This window comes from Photorhabdus heterorhabditis, from assembly GCF_018448905.1.
Taxonomy (GTDB): domain Bacteria; phylum Pseudomonadota; class Gammaproteobacteria; order Enterobacterales; family Enterobacteriaceae; genus Photorhabdus; species Photorhabdus heterorhabditis.
This window is the reverse complement of sequence record NZ_RCWA01000029.1, coordinates 42,509-58,312: the sequence shown is the minus strand read 5'-3', so window position 1 is coordinate 58,312 and position 15,804 is coordinate 42,509. Positions and strand designations below refer to the sequence as shown.

General features: G+C 37.0%; 15 protein-coding genes and 2 pseudogenes. 15 read left to right on the top strand and 2 right to left on the bottom strand.

Features of this window, described 5'->3' with window-relative positions; translation table 11 throughout:
• From EAE89_RS16765 to EAE89_RS16725, 10 genes and pseudogenes are all read left to right on the top strand, one after another.
• Positions 1–116, top strand: a pseudogene (locus tag EAE89_RS16765) (IS630 family transposase); the annotation flags it as partial.
• The gene (locus EAE89_RS16760) at positions 113–1,171 is read left to right on the top strand and encodes a glycosyltransferase (protein ID WP_244866535.1); all 1,059 of its coding nucleotides are present in this window, start codon (positions 113–115) and stop codon (positions 1,169–1,171) included. The pseudogene EAE89_RS16765 and the gene EAE89_RS16760, both read left to right, overlap by 4 nt.
• A 6-nt stretch (positions 1,172–1,177) precedes the next feature.
• The gene (locus tag EAE89_RS16755) at positions 1,178–1,882 is read left to right on the top strand and encodes a hypothetical protein (RefSeq protein ID WP_214086270.1); all 705 of its coding nucleotides are present in this window, start codon (positions 1,178–1,180) and stop codon (positions 1,880–1,882) included.
• Between the two features lie 37 nt (positions 1,883–1,919).
• A complete protein-coding gene (locus EAE89_RS16750) occupies positions 1,920–2,810 on the top strand; it encodes a glycosyltransferase family 2 protein (protein WP_214086269.1) in 891 nt (296 codons plus the stop codon).
• Between the two features lie 25 nt (positions 2,811–2,835).
• On the top strand, positions 2,836–3,645 hold the full coding sequence (locus tag EAE89_RS16745) for a glycosyltransferase family 2 protein (RefSeq protein ID WP_214086268.1): 810 nt from the start codon (positions 2,836–2,838) through the stop codon (positions 3,643–3,645).
• Between the two features lie 85 nt (positions 3,646–3,730).
• Positions 3,731–4,477, top strand: a complete 747-nt coding sequence (locus tag EAE89_RS16740) for a nucleotidyltransferase domain-containing protein (protein ID WP_054479160.1) — start codon at positions 3,731–3,733, stop codon at positions 4,475–4,477.
• A gap of 128 nt (positions 4,478–4,605) precedes the next feature.
• Positions 4,606–6,270, top strand: a complete 1,665-nt coding sequence (locus EAE89_RS16735; RefSeq protein WP_214086267.1) for an ATP-binding cassette domain-containing protein — start codon at positions 4,606–4,608, stop codon at positions 6,268–6,270.
• On the top strand, positions 6,263–7,477 hold the full coding sequence (locus tag EAE89_RS16730; RefSeq protein ID WP_214086266.1) for an HlyD family secretion protein: 1,215 nt from the start codon (positions 6,263–6,265) through the stop codon (positions 7,475–7,477). The genes EAE89_RS16735 and EAE89_RS16730 overlap by 8 nt, the downstream gene beginning before the upstream one ends.
• A gap of 208 nt (positions 7,478–7,685) precedes the next feature.
• Positions 7,686–7,918 (top strand): annotated as a pseudogene (locus EAE89_RS23730) (group II intron reverse transcriptase/maturase); the annotation flags it as partial.
• A gap of 392 nt (positions 7,919–8,310) precedes the next feature.
• Positions 8,311–8,829, top strand: coding sequence for a DUF6622 family protein (locus EAE89_RS16725; protein WP_214086265.1), 519 nt, complete (start codon positions 8,311–8,313; stop codon positions 8,827–8,829).
• 167 nt (positions 8,830–8,996) lie between these two features.
• On the opposite strand, the gene srmB is transcribed toward EAE89_RS16725, so the two are convergent.
• Positions 8,997–10,349, bottom strand: a complete 1,353-nt coding sequence (gene srmB, locus EAE89_RS16720; RefSeq protein WP_214086264.1) for an ATP-dependent RNA helicase SrmB — start codon at positions 10,347–10,349, stop codon at positions 8,997–8,999.
• A gap of 153 nt (positions 10,350–10,502) precedes the next feature.
• On the opposite strand from srmB, the gene trmN reads away from it, so the two are divergent.
• The gene (gene trmN, locus EAE89_RS16715; RefSeq protein ID WP_149617397.1) at positions 10,503–11,237 is read left to right on the top strand and encodes a tRNA(1)(Val) (adenine(37)-N(6))-methyltransferase TrmN; all 735 of its coding nucleotides are present in this window, start codon (positions 10,503–10,505) and stop codon (positions 11,235–11,237) included.
• 46 nt (positions 11,238–11,283) lie between these two features.
• Here the strand turns inward: trmN and nadB are convergent, their stop codons facing one another.
• A complete protein-coding gene (gene nadB / locus EAE89_RS16710; RefSeq protein ID WP_149617396.1) occupies positions 11,284–12,924 on the bottom strand; it encodes an L-aspartate oxidase in 1,641 nt (546 codons plus the stop codon).
• Positions 12,925–13,093: 169 nt separating this feature from the next.
• On the opposite strand from nadB, the gene rpoE reads away from it, so the two are divergent.
• The 4 genes from rpoE to rseC are packed head-to-tail and all read left to right on the top strand — an operon-like array spanning position 13,094 to position 15,779.
• Positions 13,094–13,663: an RNA polymerase sigma factor RpoE gene (rpoE, locus tag EAE89_RS16705; protein WP_054479153.1), complete on the top strand. Its 570-nt coding sequence runs from the start codon at positions 13,094–13,096 to the stop codon at positions 13,661–13,663.
• A 39-nt stretch (positions 13,664–13,702) separates the two neighbouring features.
• On the top strand, positions 13,703–14,356 hold the full coding sequence (gene rseA / locus EAE89_RS16700; RefSeq protein ID WP_054479150.1) for an anti-sigma-E factor RseA: 654 nt from the start codon (positions 13,703–13,705) through the stop codon (positions 14,354–14,356).
• A 2-nt stretch (positions 14,357–14,358) separates the two neighbouring features.
• Positions 14,359–15,315 carry a sigma-E factor regulatory protein RseB gene (gene rseB, locus EAE89_RS16695; RefSeq protein ID WP_214086263.1) on the top strand — a complete coding sequence of 319 codons (957 nt, stop codon included), beginning with the start codon at positions 14,359–14,361 and terminating at the stop codon, positions 15,313–15,315.
• Positions 15,315–15,779 (top strand): SoxR-reducing system protein RseC, encoded by a 465-nt coding sequence (rseC, locus tag EAE89_RS16690; protein ID WP_054479147.1) that lies wholly within the window; start codon positions 15,315–15,317, stop codon positions 15,777–15,779. The genes rseB and rseC overlap by 1 nt, the downstream gene beginning before the upstream one ends.
• Positions 15,780–15,804: the final 25 nt, after the last annotated feature.

Here is a 15,804-nt window from a genome sequence, read left to right as displayed (position 1 = left end):
GAAATCATAGCTGTCAATTTATGTGGCAGTTGATTAATTATGTTGATGCCTTTTTGGCATCGTTTTCATCACAGCAAAAACCAGGAAGACAAAGAATGGGTGTAGCACTATTATGAAACCTTATTTAGAAGATATAAAAAACGTTCATCCTATATATGAAATATTTAAATTCATTTATTTTTCTATAATCTCTGGTTATTTATTTTCTCGAATGAGTTTGTTTAAACGAAATTGTTACCGTAAACGCTTGTTATTTAAATTTCTATCCAATCCATCACAAATAAAACCTAATGATATCGTTATAAGCCATTTTGGTATGGCGAGTATCATGGCGGCACAATTGAAAAAATATGGATATATTAAGAATGCACTATATAGTGTATTACATGCATATGAAATTACTAAAGAAAAGAGTCTTAGTGATCTGGGAAGTCATTACGGAACTTTATTTGACCAAGCAAATAAAATTTTTTCAGTTTGTGAACATATGCGTAATAGAATTATTAATCTAGGATGTCATCCTACCAATGTTGAGGTGCTACATCTGGGGGTTGATATTGATGCTCTTTCATTTTTATATCCAAATGAATCTAATAAAGAAAAAATGAAGATAATTTTTGTCGGCCGTTTGACAGAAAAAAAAGGATTGCCTGATTTATTGTTATCTCTAGCACGAATAAGCAGTAAAGTGTCATTTGCTTTAGACATTGTTGGCGATGGGGAACTCGATGAATATTGTTATGAATTAATATTAAAACTTAATTTGAATGAACATATAAAAATGCATGGTTTTCAACCCCATCACATAGTCTTAGATTTTATGAAAGACGCAGATGTTTTAATACTTCCATCCAAAACATCTAACTCTGGTGACATGGAAGGTATACCGGTGGTATTAATGGAGGCAATGGCTATGAAAAAGATAGTTTTGTCTACCTACCATAGTGGGATTACTGAGTTAATTGAAAATAATGTCAATGGATTTCTTGTCAATGAAGGAGATATTGTAGATTTATCAGAAAAAATATCATATATAGACGAGTTGAGCAAAAAGGATAAAGATATTATAAGGACGAATGCACATCAAAAAATAATGAATGATTTCAATATTAATATTCAAAGTAAATATTTAGCTAACATAATACTTAATGATGGATTTGCTGAGGGGTGAATATAGATGAAATATGACATTGTTTTTATATCTTATGATGAACCATGTGCTGAATCTAATTGGAATCATTTGAAAAATAGATTTCCTGATGCAAAAAGAATTCATGGTGTCAATGGTATCTTAAAAGCTCATAAAGTTGCTGCTGATTCTGTAATGGCTAAATGGTTTTTTGTTGTAGACGGAGACAATAGAATTAGAGATGAGTTTAATTTTGAGTTACCAGTGGAATCTTTATGCTCAACTGCGGCCTATGTATGGAGAAGTGTTAACTCAGTGAATCGCTTATGCTATGGGAATGGAGGTGTGAAATTATTTAATAAAATGTTGTTTCAGGAGGTTAAAAGTTTTTCTGGAGATATGACCATATCTCTTAGTCCTGATTATCACGTAGTCAATATTGTTGCTTCAGATACAGTTATTAACACAAGTAGTTTCCATTCCTGGAGAGCTGCTTTTCGAGAATGTATAAAACTCAGTATACCAAGGAAAAATCCTAAAGAAGATATTATCCGTAAAGAAAGATTAACGGCATGGAGTTTAATTGATACTCGGATAGAATTTGGTGATTGGATATTAAAAGGAGCTAATGATGCTGCTCATTTTTATGAGAAAAACATTGAAAATATGGAATTCTTGTTATCAACCATTAATGATTTTAAATGGTTAAGAGATACGTTTAATTTAAAATACATTCAGAAAGATAGAGTATAATGACTTCATTACAGTTAAATTTATTAGGAGGTAATGGATGTTACGGAAAATAGCAATTCTTATTCCTACTTATAAACGTAGTTCATCATTATTACGTTTATTGAAATCCATTGAAAAATTAGAGAAATTAAATAACTATACTGTCATTGTGGCAGATAACGATTCTTCTCAGCAAGAGTCTTTTAACATGATCAATGAAATCAAAGATGATTTTAATTTCCATATTGATGTCATTCTTTTTGAAGATAAAAATATCTCATTAGTTAGAAATATACTGTTAACTTTGGCCTTTGAAACATATAAGTGCGATGCAGTTGCTATGATTGATGATGATGAGATTGTTAGTTCTCGGTGGTTAGATGCACTTATTGAATGCCAGATACAGACAAATGCTGATGTGATACAAGGTAACACTTATCCTATTTTTTTGGATAAAAAAAGAAAATGGATGGAAAAAGTTTCATTTTATTACCGAGACTTATTAGCATCAGATCCTAAAGATATAAATGTCAGCACTTGTAATGTATTTATTGTACGCCGAGTATATGAATCGATGAAAGAGAAGCTGTTTGATTTGAATTTTGGTGTTACAGGAGGAGAGGATACGGATTTTTTCCATAGAGCAAAGCAAATTGGGATCAGCTGTTTTTATTGCCGTGATGCACTGGCCTATGAATTCTACGACCAAAATCGTGCAAATATTTTTTGGGTATTAAAAAGAAGTTTTAGAGTAGGAAGAACAAATTATAGGATATTTAATAATAATGACCTGAGTAAGGTATGGATTACTGCTCTCATTATCCCATTTACTATTGTGAGGCTTGGTTTTTTCTTTTGGCATCCAAACCTGTACATACATTATTTAATAAAGATATTTCGCCAATTTGGAGTTGTAGTTGAAGGTGTTCATTGTAATTTGAATAACTGATAATTATTTTAAATGAGTAGCTCACATGAGTAGAGTTTCTGTACTAATCCCCCATTATAATCAGCCTATACTTATTATTAGTGCTATTGAGTCTATAATGAGAACTTGTTTGAGTGATGTGCAAATTTTAGTTGCTGATGATCATTCATCAGAAGACAACTATATACAGCTCCAACATGTTTTAGAATATTTAGCAAGTAAAACTAATTTAAACATTAGGTTGTTTAGGAGTGATGTTAATGTCGGGAATTATCGATTGAAAAATGATATCATAAATAGAATTGATACTGAATTTATAACCTTTCATGATGCAGATGACTATTCTGTACCAATGAGATTAGATTGCCTGTATAATCTGATGAACAAAAACAGTCATATTGATATATTAGGTTCTTCATATATAGATTTCTACCAAAATTTCCATACGGTTAACTCATTTCGCATTAAGAAATTTTATAGAATCCCTTATATTGCACATCAACTTGGTAAGAAGTATCTGAGTTTTCAACCTTCTCAGTTAATTAGATTTAGTATATTTCGTACCCTTGGTGGTTTTGATGGTACAACTAGAATTGCTGCTGATGATGATTTTTTACTTAGGGCTATTCATTGTGTAAAGGTCAGGAATATTAACCGTCCCCTCTATGTAAAGATAGAAAGAGAAAGCTCTCTTACCACATCGTCTGTTACTGGATTCCAATCAGAAACTAGATTAAATTATATTAAGAATCTAGATCAATTACGAAATACAATAAAGAGTAACTTACCATTATCAGAGTATATGAACAAACCCAACGATGTTCGATTTCACCTGAATGAAATCGAGTTAAAATAGTTGAAATGTTTTGATGTGAAATATGTTGTAGTTTCCAGTGAATGATTTTTATATTTTTCGTGATAGATACTCTAAGCGAGGTAGTATGGACGACATTAAAGAATGCTTAAAAGAAATTGTAGAAAAAATAAAGAGAGAAGAAAAAGTCTTAGCTATTCTTGGATATGGATCATATTTTACAGGTAAATATAAAAATGGAAGCAGTGATATTGACTTGCTTATTATACATGGAAGTGAAATTGATTTATTTAGAAAGAAGATAGTCTATCGTGAAGTAGAATTTGAACTTAGGTATATGGCAGAAAAATCTTTAGTAAAACTTTTATCTTATAAGCATGGACCAACAATAAAGCATATGTTGGATTCAGAGATTATTTTTGATAATAAAAATATAGTAAGAGAATTGAAACTAAAAACCTATTCTATAGTCGAGTCGCCTATTGTAGAAACATTTTCTATAGAAAATAGAAGGAAAAGTGCATTGCTAATTGAAAGCCTATACCGGAAGGTACATCAAGTGAAAGATGACCTTGGATTTTTCGAATTTGCATGTTCTAAGTTTTTGCTCAATATTGCAGATTCTTATATCAGACTTCATCGTCATTGGGGGCTGCAAGGTTTTCGCAAAATGATTAGCCAGCTCAAAGATATTGATGAAAGTTTTGCTGAGCATTTCTCACTGGCAATGAGCCCTAATCATATAGAAACAAGAGTTAAGGAAATAGATTTTCTTTATAGAGAGGTTATTATGCTTCTTGGTGGTGAAACAAATTCTGATGAAAAATTTGTGAGTCAGGGCATTATGAACATACTGAATGTGGTTGATAACTAAATAATGTTCCAAAATAGTGCTATATGTATTTTAATTAGGTTTTTTAATTGGGTAATGAACTAACTTGTTGCTGAATTCACGGTTATTTCATTGTTGTAAATTATATTAATATTATCCAGGAATTTAGCATGAAAATGGATGTGGCATTGAAGGGTAACTTTGCGACAGGTTATATAAAATCTTTATTACTATACTCTTTACTATTAAGTGTCATTAGTTCTTTTTCTGCATTTTTTATGCAGTATCTGATTGACGCGGTTATACCATCAGGTGACTTGCGTTTTTTATTTATCTTTATGATATCTTATCTATTATATGAATCATTCAATATGATACTAACTTATTTGACTTCTCGCTTTAGAGCATCACTGGAAAAATATTTGGACTATTATTATTTAGATAAATATTTACTTGCTTTGATTACTACAAGATTATCTATATTGAATGATTATAATAAAGGTGGATTGATTCAAAGGATTTATGATGCTCAAAATATTAAAAAGTATTATTTGACTCTGCTAATAGATATTGTTGTTAAGCTTATTACGATTTTAATATTATCAATCATAGTGCTATATGTTAGTCCTCTAGTTGTCAGCTTTTTGATCTTAGGAATAATTATGCTGGTGGTTGTTTATTTTTTGTCTGTCAAGAAAATGATTATTTTAGAAGAGCAGCGTTTTAAAATAAAATCAAATTTTCTTTCAATTATGGATGATATTATTGGAGGAAGGGAAACGATACGAGGCAATAATTATCGAAACAGGATTCTGAATAGATGTGTTGACAGGATGAATGATTTTTTGAATAGGGAGAAAAATGTTGCATTACTTGTTGCTGGTGTGAAAAGTAAAACTCTAACAGTTAACACAATCATTGGTACTGTTATTAGATGTGTCATGGTTATTAGCATTATTAGATATAGTAGTTTTTCACTAGGTATAATGTTGACGTTAATTGCTTTTACAGAAATGTCTCTAAAACATACAATGCAGATTTTAGTTTCTTTTATGGAGTTGAAAAGATCAAGCATTACTCTTGAAAGGTATAAAGAATTTATGGGGAATAATGTTGTAGATGAGAGTTTATTGAATACTGAATTAGATGATAATATTGTTAGTGTAGACGAAATTACAGTAAGGAATCTTCATATTGGTACTAATGGAAATATCGTCTGTAAAATTCCGGATCTTACCTTTCAAAGTAATAAGATATATAAAATAATAGGACAGAATGGTATTGGTAAGACAACTTTATGTAAGACTTTGATTGGTTTGATTCCACCTGTAAATGGATCTGTGAATTTTTATGTTTCTGATAAAACTATTAAGCCTGAAATTCATATAAATCAATGCGCTGCATACTTCCCACAAGATATACTCTTTACTACAAGTATTATTGAAAATATTACATTAGGAAGAGACGTTGATAGGAATAAAGTTGAGAGTATGCTTAAAAAATTAAATTTATGGCAGACAATAGATAGCCTGCCTGAAAAACTAGATACCGTTATTAGTGATAAGGTTAACCCTTTTTCTGAAGGACAAAGACAAGTATTACTCTTTTTACGAGGTTATCTGTCAGATAAATCGGTATTGATATTTGATGAAATATTTAGAGGAGTTGATAATGAAAATGCTAAAGTCGTAAGTAAATTAATTTCAGAAAAAGAAGGTTGTATTATATTCTATGTCGCTCATGATTTTACTATCGATTGTGAAAATCATGAAGTGTTAGAGTTGAAAAGTGAAAAGGACTATGATTTCTTCAAACTAGAGGCTTTTAATGAATAAATTAAACTCTAATAATGAAGTTAAGTCAGAACTGCATAAAGAATATAAATTGATTATAAGTATAACAGTTTTTTTGCTGATTATATGTTTTGCTTTATCTTTTGTTGTGACTATAAAGAGGCGAGTTGTTTTAGAAAATGCTTTTATTAAAACCGCACCAGAACCTGTATTATTTTATGCAGAAAAGGATATAGACATTAAAAATTATAATGTTCGTGATGGTGATGTGGTTAAAAAAGGAGATTCTATTTATAATGCGATTAATCCAGATTTAGAGGAGGCTGAATCTATTTTATTGCAAAATATAAAACGAGATAATACAAAAATTAATGCGATGGAAAAGTATATAGATAATGTCTATGAACGGATGAAGATTGAAAAAAATTATGAAGATTTTAAGTTTAATAAAAATGAAAGTGAATTAAAAAATATAGACTTTATTTTGAAGGACCATAGAGATGACTATGATTTTTTTAGTCAAAGCTACAGAGAGCAGATGAGTTTCGTAGATAAATTGTTAAAGCATAATAATAATTATTTATCCACGAAAGATATTATTAAATATAAAATGGAATTATTTTCATCACGTCGTGGCTTGATTAATCTTGAATCTGATATATTAGACTTGGAGAAAAGAAAATACAGTTTAGATGATGAGCAGAGTAGATACATAATTGGAGCAACCAAATATAAAGAGTTAGATATGGAGCTTAACCAGTTAAGAGGTGAACTCTCTGTTCTTGTCTCAGAATTGAATGTAAAAAACACACGGATAGAGAGTATAAAGAATGGTAAGTTGAGAATAGAAGGAATTGCAAAAGCTGATGGTAAGGTTGAGTTTAATAATATTAATGGCATCAGACCTAAGCAGGTAAAAAAAGGAGAGTTGGTTTTTACTATATATCCTGATGGTAATCACTTTATAGCAAAAGGAGTTGTTAGTGAAAAATATATTAGAAAGATTAAAATTGGACAGAGCGTAGAATTAAAAATGGATGCTTATGATTATCTCAAGTATGGGGCAATAAAAGGGAAGGTTGAGACTATATTTGGCGTAAAAAACGGTACGGCTGAAATTGTGATTAATATTGTTGATAAAAGGGGTTTTTATTTAGAGTTTGGTAATTCAATCAAGGCGTTTATCATCTTGGATGAAGTTAATCTGTATGAATATATATATGAAATAGTGTTTCCATATGTTGCTTAATGGTTTTATTACTTAATGTGATATTGTTGAAAAAATTATTTTTACAGGTGTTTTAGTGTCAGTATGAATAAATCTTGGATTTAACTAATAAGCTACCGTCTTGATGGTCAGTTGCTATAGCAGACATCTTTCTCGCCAAAGGAAAAATGTAGTGAATGGTGTGCTGGGCAAAGCTGTACTGATCTTGTAGGTAAAAGTCCCATCGTAGAAAGGACACTGGCGGCTGAAATTAACCAGCCGAAAAGACTGTCTCGCCGCTAAATTGAAGGGACTCAGGGACTTCCTTTGGAAGAACCTGAGCACCGACAAATGGTAAGCCCTCAATATCGTCATCAGAGTGATAGAAGCTGGATAAATTATTACGGCATATCTGATAACTAGAGACGAATTGGGCAGTTTATCTACCAAAGTATGAGAATGTTTTACCGGTGGCTCAATCGTAATGTTCAGTTCTTGCTGAATATGTGTGTGGGGACACGGATCTGTTGGGAGCCGGATGCGGTAGTTCTGTACGTCCGGTTCTAAAGATTACGTCAGTGTCAGACCATATTAATCACTGATACAGACAAACATTAACTCTTAACAAAAGGGTGAATACAGAAAGGTTGCTTTGGCAGCAAGCGTGATGACAACGACAGGTAAGACCGGGACTCACCAAACCTGAATGTTATTCTGAGCTTAAAGCTTGTCGGAGAAATAAGGCGTGAGTCAGCGGATTACATAGGGGTTAGCAGCTTTGAAAGGTTGCAAAAAATCCGGATTTAAGGCTGCAACCTATCTGTCAGAGTTAAAACGATGGAGGTCCTTGCAAGCGGGACGTTCATATAAATAACATGTCACTGACCACCATTATTAAAGATACCCCAATATGGGTTTGGATTCTTTTTGCTTTTCTCATCAGGTGCGGGATTAGTGCCTTGTATGATCGTGAAATGCGAATTGATCGTCTTTTCTTACTACCAATAGTATTCCTGGTCTGGGGAATATATAACGTCATTTATGAAACCACATTCTCAGAGTTAGCCTTGATAGCGATGATAGCAGGTTTACTTGTCGGGATTGTAATGGGATGGGGTTTGTGGCGTTCTCAACCAAGGTTACGCGAAAAAGCAGGCAGTGATTTAATCATCCGTCCTGGTATTTCGTTAACGCTGACGCTGATTGTTATCACATTTATCGTTAAGTTTATTATTACGGCCATGTTAAGCATTCACCCTGCGTTGTTGCATTCGTTACATTTTAATCTGTTTTTTGGCTTTAGTAATGGTGTGCTTGACGGTATTTTCTGGGGCGGAACGCTAAATCTTTTTATTCCTTGGTACAGAAACAGGACCAAGAGCGTCTACAAATAGTGTTTATGAAGCTCTTATACTCTCTGTTCTCCCAGCCATGCGGTATACCTGATAAATTATTAATAGAAATAAAGAAGCGTTTGCTGAGAGCTTATTTACTCACAGAATAATCTTACTATGCGAAACTGCATATTATAATCAACGGGCCAATTGGCCCGTTTAAAGATTTACTTATCGCTATCGCTGCTGGTTGGGGCTTCAGGTTTTGGATTACCAGCAGGTTTACGGCGTTTGCCGATATTCTTGCTATCTCGATGGCGTATTTTTACTTTTTTCTTCAGCTCTTCGGCTTTCTTTTTTTCTTTGTTTTGTTTGCGCTTAGCCAGTACTTTTTTCGATGGCTTATTACTGGTTTTTTCATTTGGCGCTCTGGTTGTTGGGCGGAGTTCATCAACAATCCGTGACTTCAGGGGTTCGTTTAGATAGCGGCTGATTTTGCCTAATAAAAGGTGATCATGTGCTTCCACTAAAGTAATTGCGGTACCTTTGCGGCCTGCACGAGCCGTGCGGCCAATACGGTGTAGGTATACATCAGCGGTACGCGGTAAATCGAAATTGAAAACATGACTGATATCATCAATATCTAATCCACGGGAAGCGACATCAGTGGCGACCAAAACATTGACACTGCCATCATTTAGACGCTTAACAGCTTCTGTCCTTTTGGCCTGTACCATTTCCCCTTCAAGGAGCCAGGCTTTGATACCGGCACGACGCAACTCATCTACGAGCTCATGTACACGTTCACGCTTGCGAACAAAAATGATGGACTTAGTGACATCAGGTTGTTTCAGTAAATGGCAGAGCAGGGCGGTTTTGTGTGTTAAATCATCTGCCCGATAGTAGAATTGTTGGATTTTTTTGCGTTCACGGCGGGATGATTCTGCATCAATTTCAACCGGATCTTCCAGTAAGCGTTCAGCAAAATCACGAATAGCTTCTCCTTCTAGAGTGGCAGAAAACAGCATCGTCTGTTTACGCCAACGGGTTTCACCGGCTATTGTTTCAATATCGTTGGCGAAACCCATATCCAGCATACGATCTGCTTCATCAAGGATCAGTGTTTCAATTGCCCGGCAATCAAAGTTTTCTTCTTTGATATATTGTAGTAGACGGCCTGTAGTAGCGACGACAATATCCTGATTTTCACTGAAAACTTCTGCATGGTTCATATATGCCACGCCACCAGTAATCGTAGCAATGTCCAGATGGGTATGGGTAGCAAGTTCTTTTGCCTGGTCTGCTACCTGCATTGCTAGTTCGCGGGTTGGTGTTAGGATCAGAACGCGTGGTGGACCAGATTTTTTGCGTGGAAAATCCAGTAAATGTTGCAGAACTGGCAGTAAATAAGCCGCAGTTTTACCTGTACCAGTCGGCGCGGAACCCAGAACGTCACGTCCATCCATTGCTGCCGGAATAGCAGCAGCCTGAATTGCCGTCGGGCGGGAGTAGCCTTTGCTATTTAAGGCATCAAGCAGGCGTTCGTCAAGATCGAGTTCAGAAAAGTTTGTTGCAGTCATCATATACCTCTGTTTGGGCCGCCGATTATAAACAGGTTGGGCGTATTGTTCATCTATTTAAAGCTTTTAGGGAAACAGATAGCTTTTATCGGAACATAATACCCCTTATCCTAATAGCAAATTTTTTTGTACTGACAGATGTAGGTTATTAATTTGAAACAGAAACGATCTCTGCGTCGGGGTGGATTTACTTTTAAGCAATTTTTTGTCGGCCATGATCGGTGCGCGATGAAAGTGGGGACTGATGGTGTTCTATTGGGTGCATGGGCTTCAGTTAGTGACAAAAAAGCGATTTTGGATATTGGCTGTGGTAGTGGGTTGATTGCTCTGATGTTGGCACAACGCACCGATGAAAATGCAAAAATTGATGCGGTGGAACTGGATATAAACGCTGTATTTCAAGCACGAGAGAATGTGGAACAGTCTCCATGGCAGAGAAAAGTAAATGTTTATCATCAGGATATTAGTGATTTTGCTGATCGATATTCACAATGTTATGACCTGATTGTTAGTAATCCACCTTATTTTGAGCCAGCTGTTGCTTGCCGGAATGAGGTAAGGGAGCAGGCTCGTTATACTGGCTCTCTGACTCATCGGCGGTTATTGCAATACGCAGAAAAGTTAGTCTCGCCAGATGGCTTGTTCTGTGTGGTATTGCCATATGCTATTGGTGAGTTATTCGAAACAATGGCGTGTCAGCAAGGCTGGTTTTCTCATGACCGGGTTAATATTCGCGATAGAAAAGGTAAACCATTTCATCGGATGTTGTTGGCACTTTCTCGTAAAGAAAATACGAGTTTCATCGGTGAATTGACCATCCGTCAGCCAGATGGTGTATATACGCCGGAATTTCAGCAACTGGTGACGGATTTCTATCTTTATTATTGAAATAATCACGCTGGGTGTAGCTATGAGTAGGTTTTGCCGCCAGAGATCAGGGTGTCAGAATTGTTGGTTTTGACTCTGGCAGTAAATTGGGATAATCCAGCGTGAAATGCAGACCTCGGCTCTCTTTCCTTTCCAGTGCACAACGTACAATTAATTCAGCGACTTGCACTAAATTTCGTAATTCCAGCAGATTATTAGAGATTCTGAAATTGGAATAGTAGGCGTGAATCTCCTGTTGTAGCATATTAATGCGGCGTAGTGCTCGTTCCAGGCGTTTGGTTGTACGCACAATGCCAACGTAATCCCACATAAACAGGCGTAATTCGTGCCAATTGTGCTGAATGACGACTTGTTCATCTGAATTATCAACACGGCTCTCATCCCAAAAGGGGAGTTCCGGTATCTCTTCGATTTTTTCAATCTGTTGTTGGATATCTTCCGCAGCAGACCAGCCGTAAACTAAACATTCCAGCAGAGAATTGGATGCCATACGGTTTGCACCATGTAGGCCAGTGTAGCTGACTTCACCGATAGCATATAAATTGTTTAGGTCAGTACGTCCCTGATGATCGACGACTATACCGCCGCAGGTGTAATGCGCGGCAGGCACGATTGGAATCGGTTCTTTTGTGAGATCAAAGCCCAATGTCAGCAGTTTTTCATAAATCATTGGAAAATGCTGGATAATGAAATCGGTTGGTTTATGGCTAATATCCAGAAACATGCAATCAGCACCAAGGCGTTTCATTTCATGGTCAATAGCCCGCGCTACGATGTCGCGTGGGGCCAGTTCAGCACGTTCATCAAAATCAGGCATAAAACGACTGCCATCTGGTCGTTTTAGATAAGCGCCTTCACCTCTTAAAGCTTCAGTTAGCAGAAAATTACGTGTTTGTAGATGAAACAGACAGGTCGGGTGAAACTGATTAAATTCCAGATTGGCGATACGGCAGCCAGCACGCCATGCCATTGCAATGCCATCACCGGATGAGATATCGGGATTTGTGGTGTATTGATAAACTTTAGCAGCGCCACCGGTTGCCAGGACAACGACTTTAGCGCGATAAGTTTCTACTCGTTCCTGCTGGCGGTTCCAAATATAAGCGCCAATTACTCGATTATCGCCATTGAGTTGGGCTTTATTTGAGGTAATTAAATCAACTGCGTTGCAGCGCTCTCTTACAATAATGTTCGGATGAGACTTGGCTTTTTCAACTAGTGTGGTTTCTACTTCTTTACCCGTTGCATCTGCATGATGCAGAATACGTCGATGGCTGTGACCACCTTCTCGAGTCAGATGATATTGTTTTTTTCCATCTTCACGGGTTTCTGTATCAAATGAAACACCCTGATCAATCAGCCATTTTACACAATGGCGGGCGTTACTGGTAATAAACTCAACCGCGCTTTTGTCGCAAAGCCCTGCCCCAGCGATCAAGGTATCTTCAACATGAGATGCGATACTGTCTGTTTTATCAAATACAGCGGCGATACCACCCTGCGCATAATAGGATGCACTTTCGCTAAGAATACTCTTACTTAATACAGTGACTTTATATTGCGAAGCCAGTCGTAAAGCTAAGGATAGACCAGCCACACCACTGCCGATAATAAGTACATCACTGTAATGTTGCGAGAATAATGATTGCATAATTGATGATGTGTGGAGAAGATGAGTAAAAATCATGTTAGCCTATCAGATAGGATAAAGGCTATGATTGCAACAAAATGATGACAGAAATTGAACTTCACAGAATTTTATTACTCAAAGCCCTGCTTGCTCGGAGAAATAGGACATCTATGGTTGGTTCAATAAATACAAATGTGGAGCTTTGCTTCGGGAGATTTAACCTCGGATGAGCGAGCAGTTAACGGATCAAATGCTGGTCGAGCGAGTACAGAAAGGTGACCAAAAAGCGTTTAACTTACTGGTGATCAGATATCAGCATAAAGTAGCGAGCCTTGTATCTCGCTATATTCCGCAGGGTGATGTTCCTGACGTTGCGCAGGAGGCATTTATTAAGGCATATCGAGCACTGGCTTCATTCCGTGGCGATAGTGCTTTTTATACCTGGTTGTATCGTATAGCAGTAAACACGGCAAAAAACTATTTGGTTTCTCAAGGGCGACGTCCACCATCCAGTGATTTGGATGTCAGTGACGCCGAAAATTATGAAGTTTCAAATGCACTAAAAGAAATTTCGAACCCTGAGAATTTAATGTTGTCAGAAGAGTTAAGGCAGGTGGTTTTCCGAACCATTGAATCTCTTCCTGAAGATTTGCGAATGGCAATAACTCTAAGGGAATTAGATGGGCTAAGCTATGAAGAGATAGCTGTTGTTATGGATTGCCCAGTAGGTACGGTTCGTTCCCGTATTTTCCGGGCGAGGGAAGCCATTGATGATAAAATTCAACCACTGATTTAAAACTAAAAATAGTGGGATAATACTGAAGGGTACTTTGGCATGCAAAGAGAAAAACTTTCCGCACTGATGGATGGCGAAACTCTTGATAGTGAAGTCGTTAGTATTTTATCTAAAGATTCTGCAATGCAGAAACACTGGGAAAATTACCACTTGATCCGTGACACATTGCGCGGTGATGTGACTGAAGTATTACATATCGATATTGCGAGCCGGGTTGCACAGGCACTTGAAAAAGAGCCTGTTCATTTTAACCGTGGGTTGATTTCTGAATCTCAGCCTCGGCCAGAGACTTGGCAGAAAATGGCGTTTTGGCAGAAACTTCGCCCTTGGGGAAGTCAAATTACTCAAGTGGGTGTTGCAGCCTGTGTTTCGTTGGCAGTACTGATAGGAGTACAGCAGTACAATAGCCATGATGCTGTGAATTTTGAATATCAATCTGATACACCAGTATTTAATACACTGCCGATGATGGGTTCGGCTTCCCCAGTGAGTTTTGGCGTGCCTTCTGGTGATGATATGTTTGGTCATGATCAGCGCATTCAGGTGCAAGAGCGTAATAAACGCATTAACATCATGTTGCAACAATATGAACTTGATCGCCGTGTGCATTTTGAACAAAATGACGGACAGGAAATTCCACCACAGGCTGCCATTCCGGTTCCCGGAACGCAATCTTTAGGAACACAACAGTAGTAATGAAACATATCTGGTTTTCCGTCTCTTTACTGGTGGGCAGCCTGTTTACTCCTCTACAAGTCTCGGCACAGCTCAGTAGCGCTGAGGCTTTGTTACAGGAGATGGGTAATGCCACTCAGTCCCTGACTTATGAGCTTGCTTTTATTAATCTCAGCCAGCAGGCTATCGTCTCAGCTCGTTATCGCCATGCCATTATCAATGGTATTCCCATTGCTCAAATTATGCAGATGGATGGTTCCCGCAGGGAGATTGTCCAGCGTGGTAATGAGATTAGCTATTTTGAACCTGGACTGGATGCTTTCAGTCTTAGCGGCGATCATATTATTGATTATTTACCGGCAGTTGTTTTTGCTGATTTCACTCAGTTGAAAAAATACTACAATTTTATCGACGTTGGTCGTACTCATATCGGTGACAGACCTTGCCGGGTTGTACGCATCATTTCCAAAGATGAAGTACGTTATAATTACATTTTGCTTATCGATGAAGAAAACCATTTACCATTACGTATTGATTTACTTGATCGTGATAGTGAAACACTTGAGCAATTTCGGGTTGTTTCTTCTACAATAGGTGGGGATGTCTATGGTGCAATGAGTATTATTACTCACCTGAATATGCCACCAATGCTGGTCATTCCATCGTCAGAGAAAGTGGTATTCAATTGGAAATTAGGTAAATTGCCGGATGGTTTCACTGAGGTTTCGCGTAATCGGCGTAAACTATCAAATACTGATTCGCTCGAGTCTATTATGTTCAGCGATGGTTTATTTAGTTTTTCAGTGAATGTGACTAACGCTGACAAAACCAGTAAATTAGAATATCCTCTTCGTCGTGGGCACCCAACGATTTATAGCGTAATACGTGGGGCAAAGGAGGTTACTATTATTGGTGAATTGCCACTGGCAACTGCCAAGTATATTGCCGCAGGTGTTGCATTTATGGGAACTGACTAATGGTCAAAGAATGGGCAACAGTAATCCGTTGGCAGCAGGGTAGAGCATTATTACGTTATGGCTCCTCTTCTGGTTGTGGTAGTTGTCAGGCTCGTGCGGCGTGTGGCTCTTATTTACTGAATAAATTAGGGCCTGATGACATTCATCAACTCGAACTTGAGATTTTACAGCCGTTGCAACCAGGGCAGAAAGTGGAAATTGGTATCCCTGAAGGAAGCTTATTGCGTTCAGCGTTGCTGGTTTATCTAACCCCACTTATTGGACTATTCCTTGGTGGTGCACTTTTTCAATTATGGGTGACCAATCAATTATGGGTGTTTTGTGGCGGCGTTTTGGGAGGAATCGCAGGTTTTTTCCTTGCCCGCAGAGTTGCCACTTATTGGGATAATCAGCAGGAATACCAACCGACAGTTTTACAAATTGGTTTGCCTCCTGATGTAATTCGTGTTCAGCATCCGGAATAAATCTGTTTTAATCATACAGAACTTT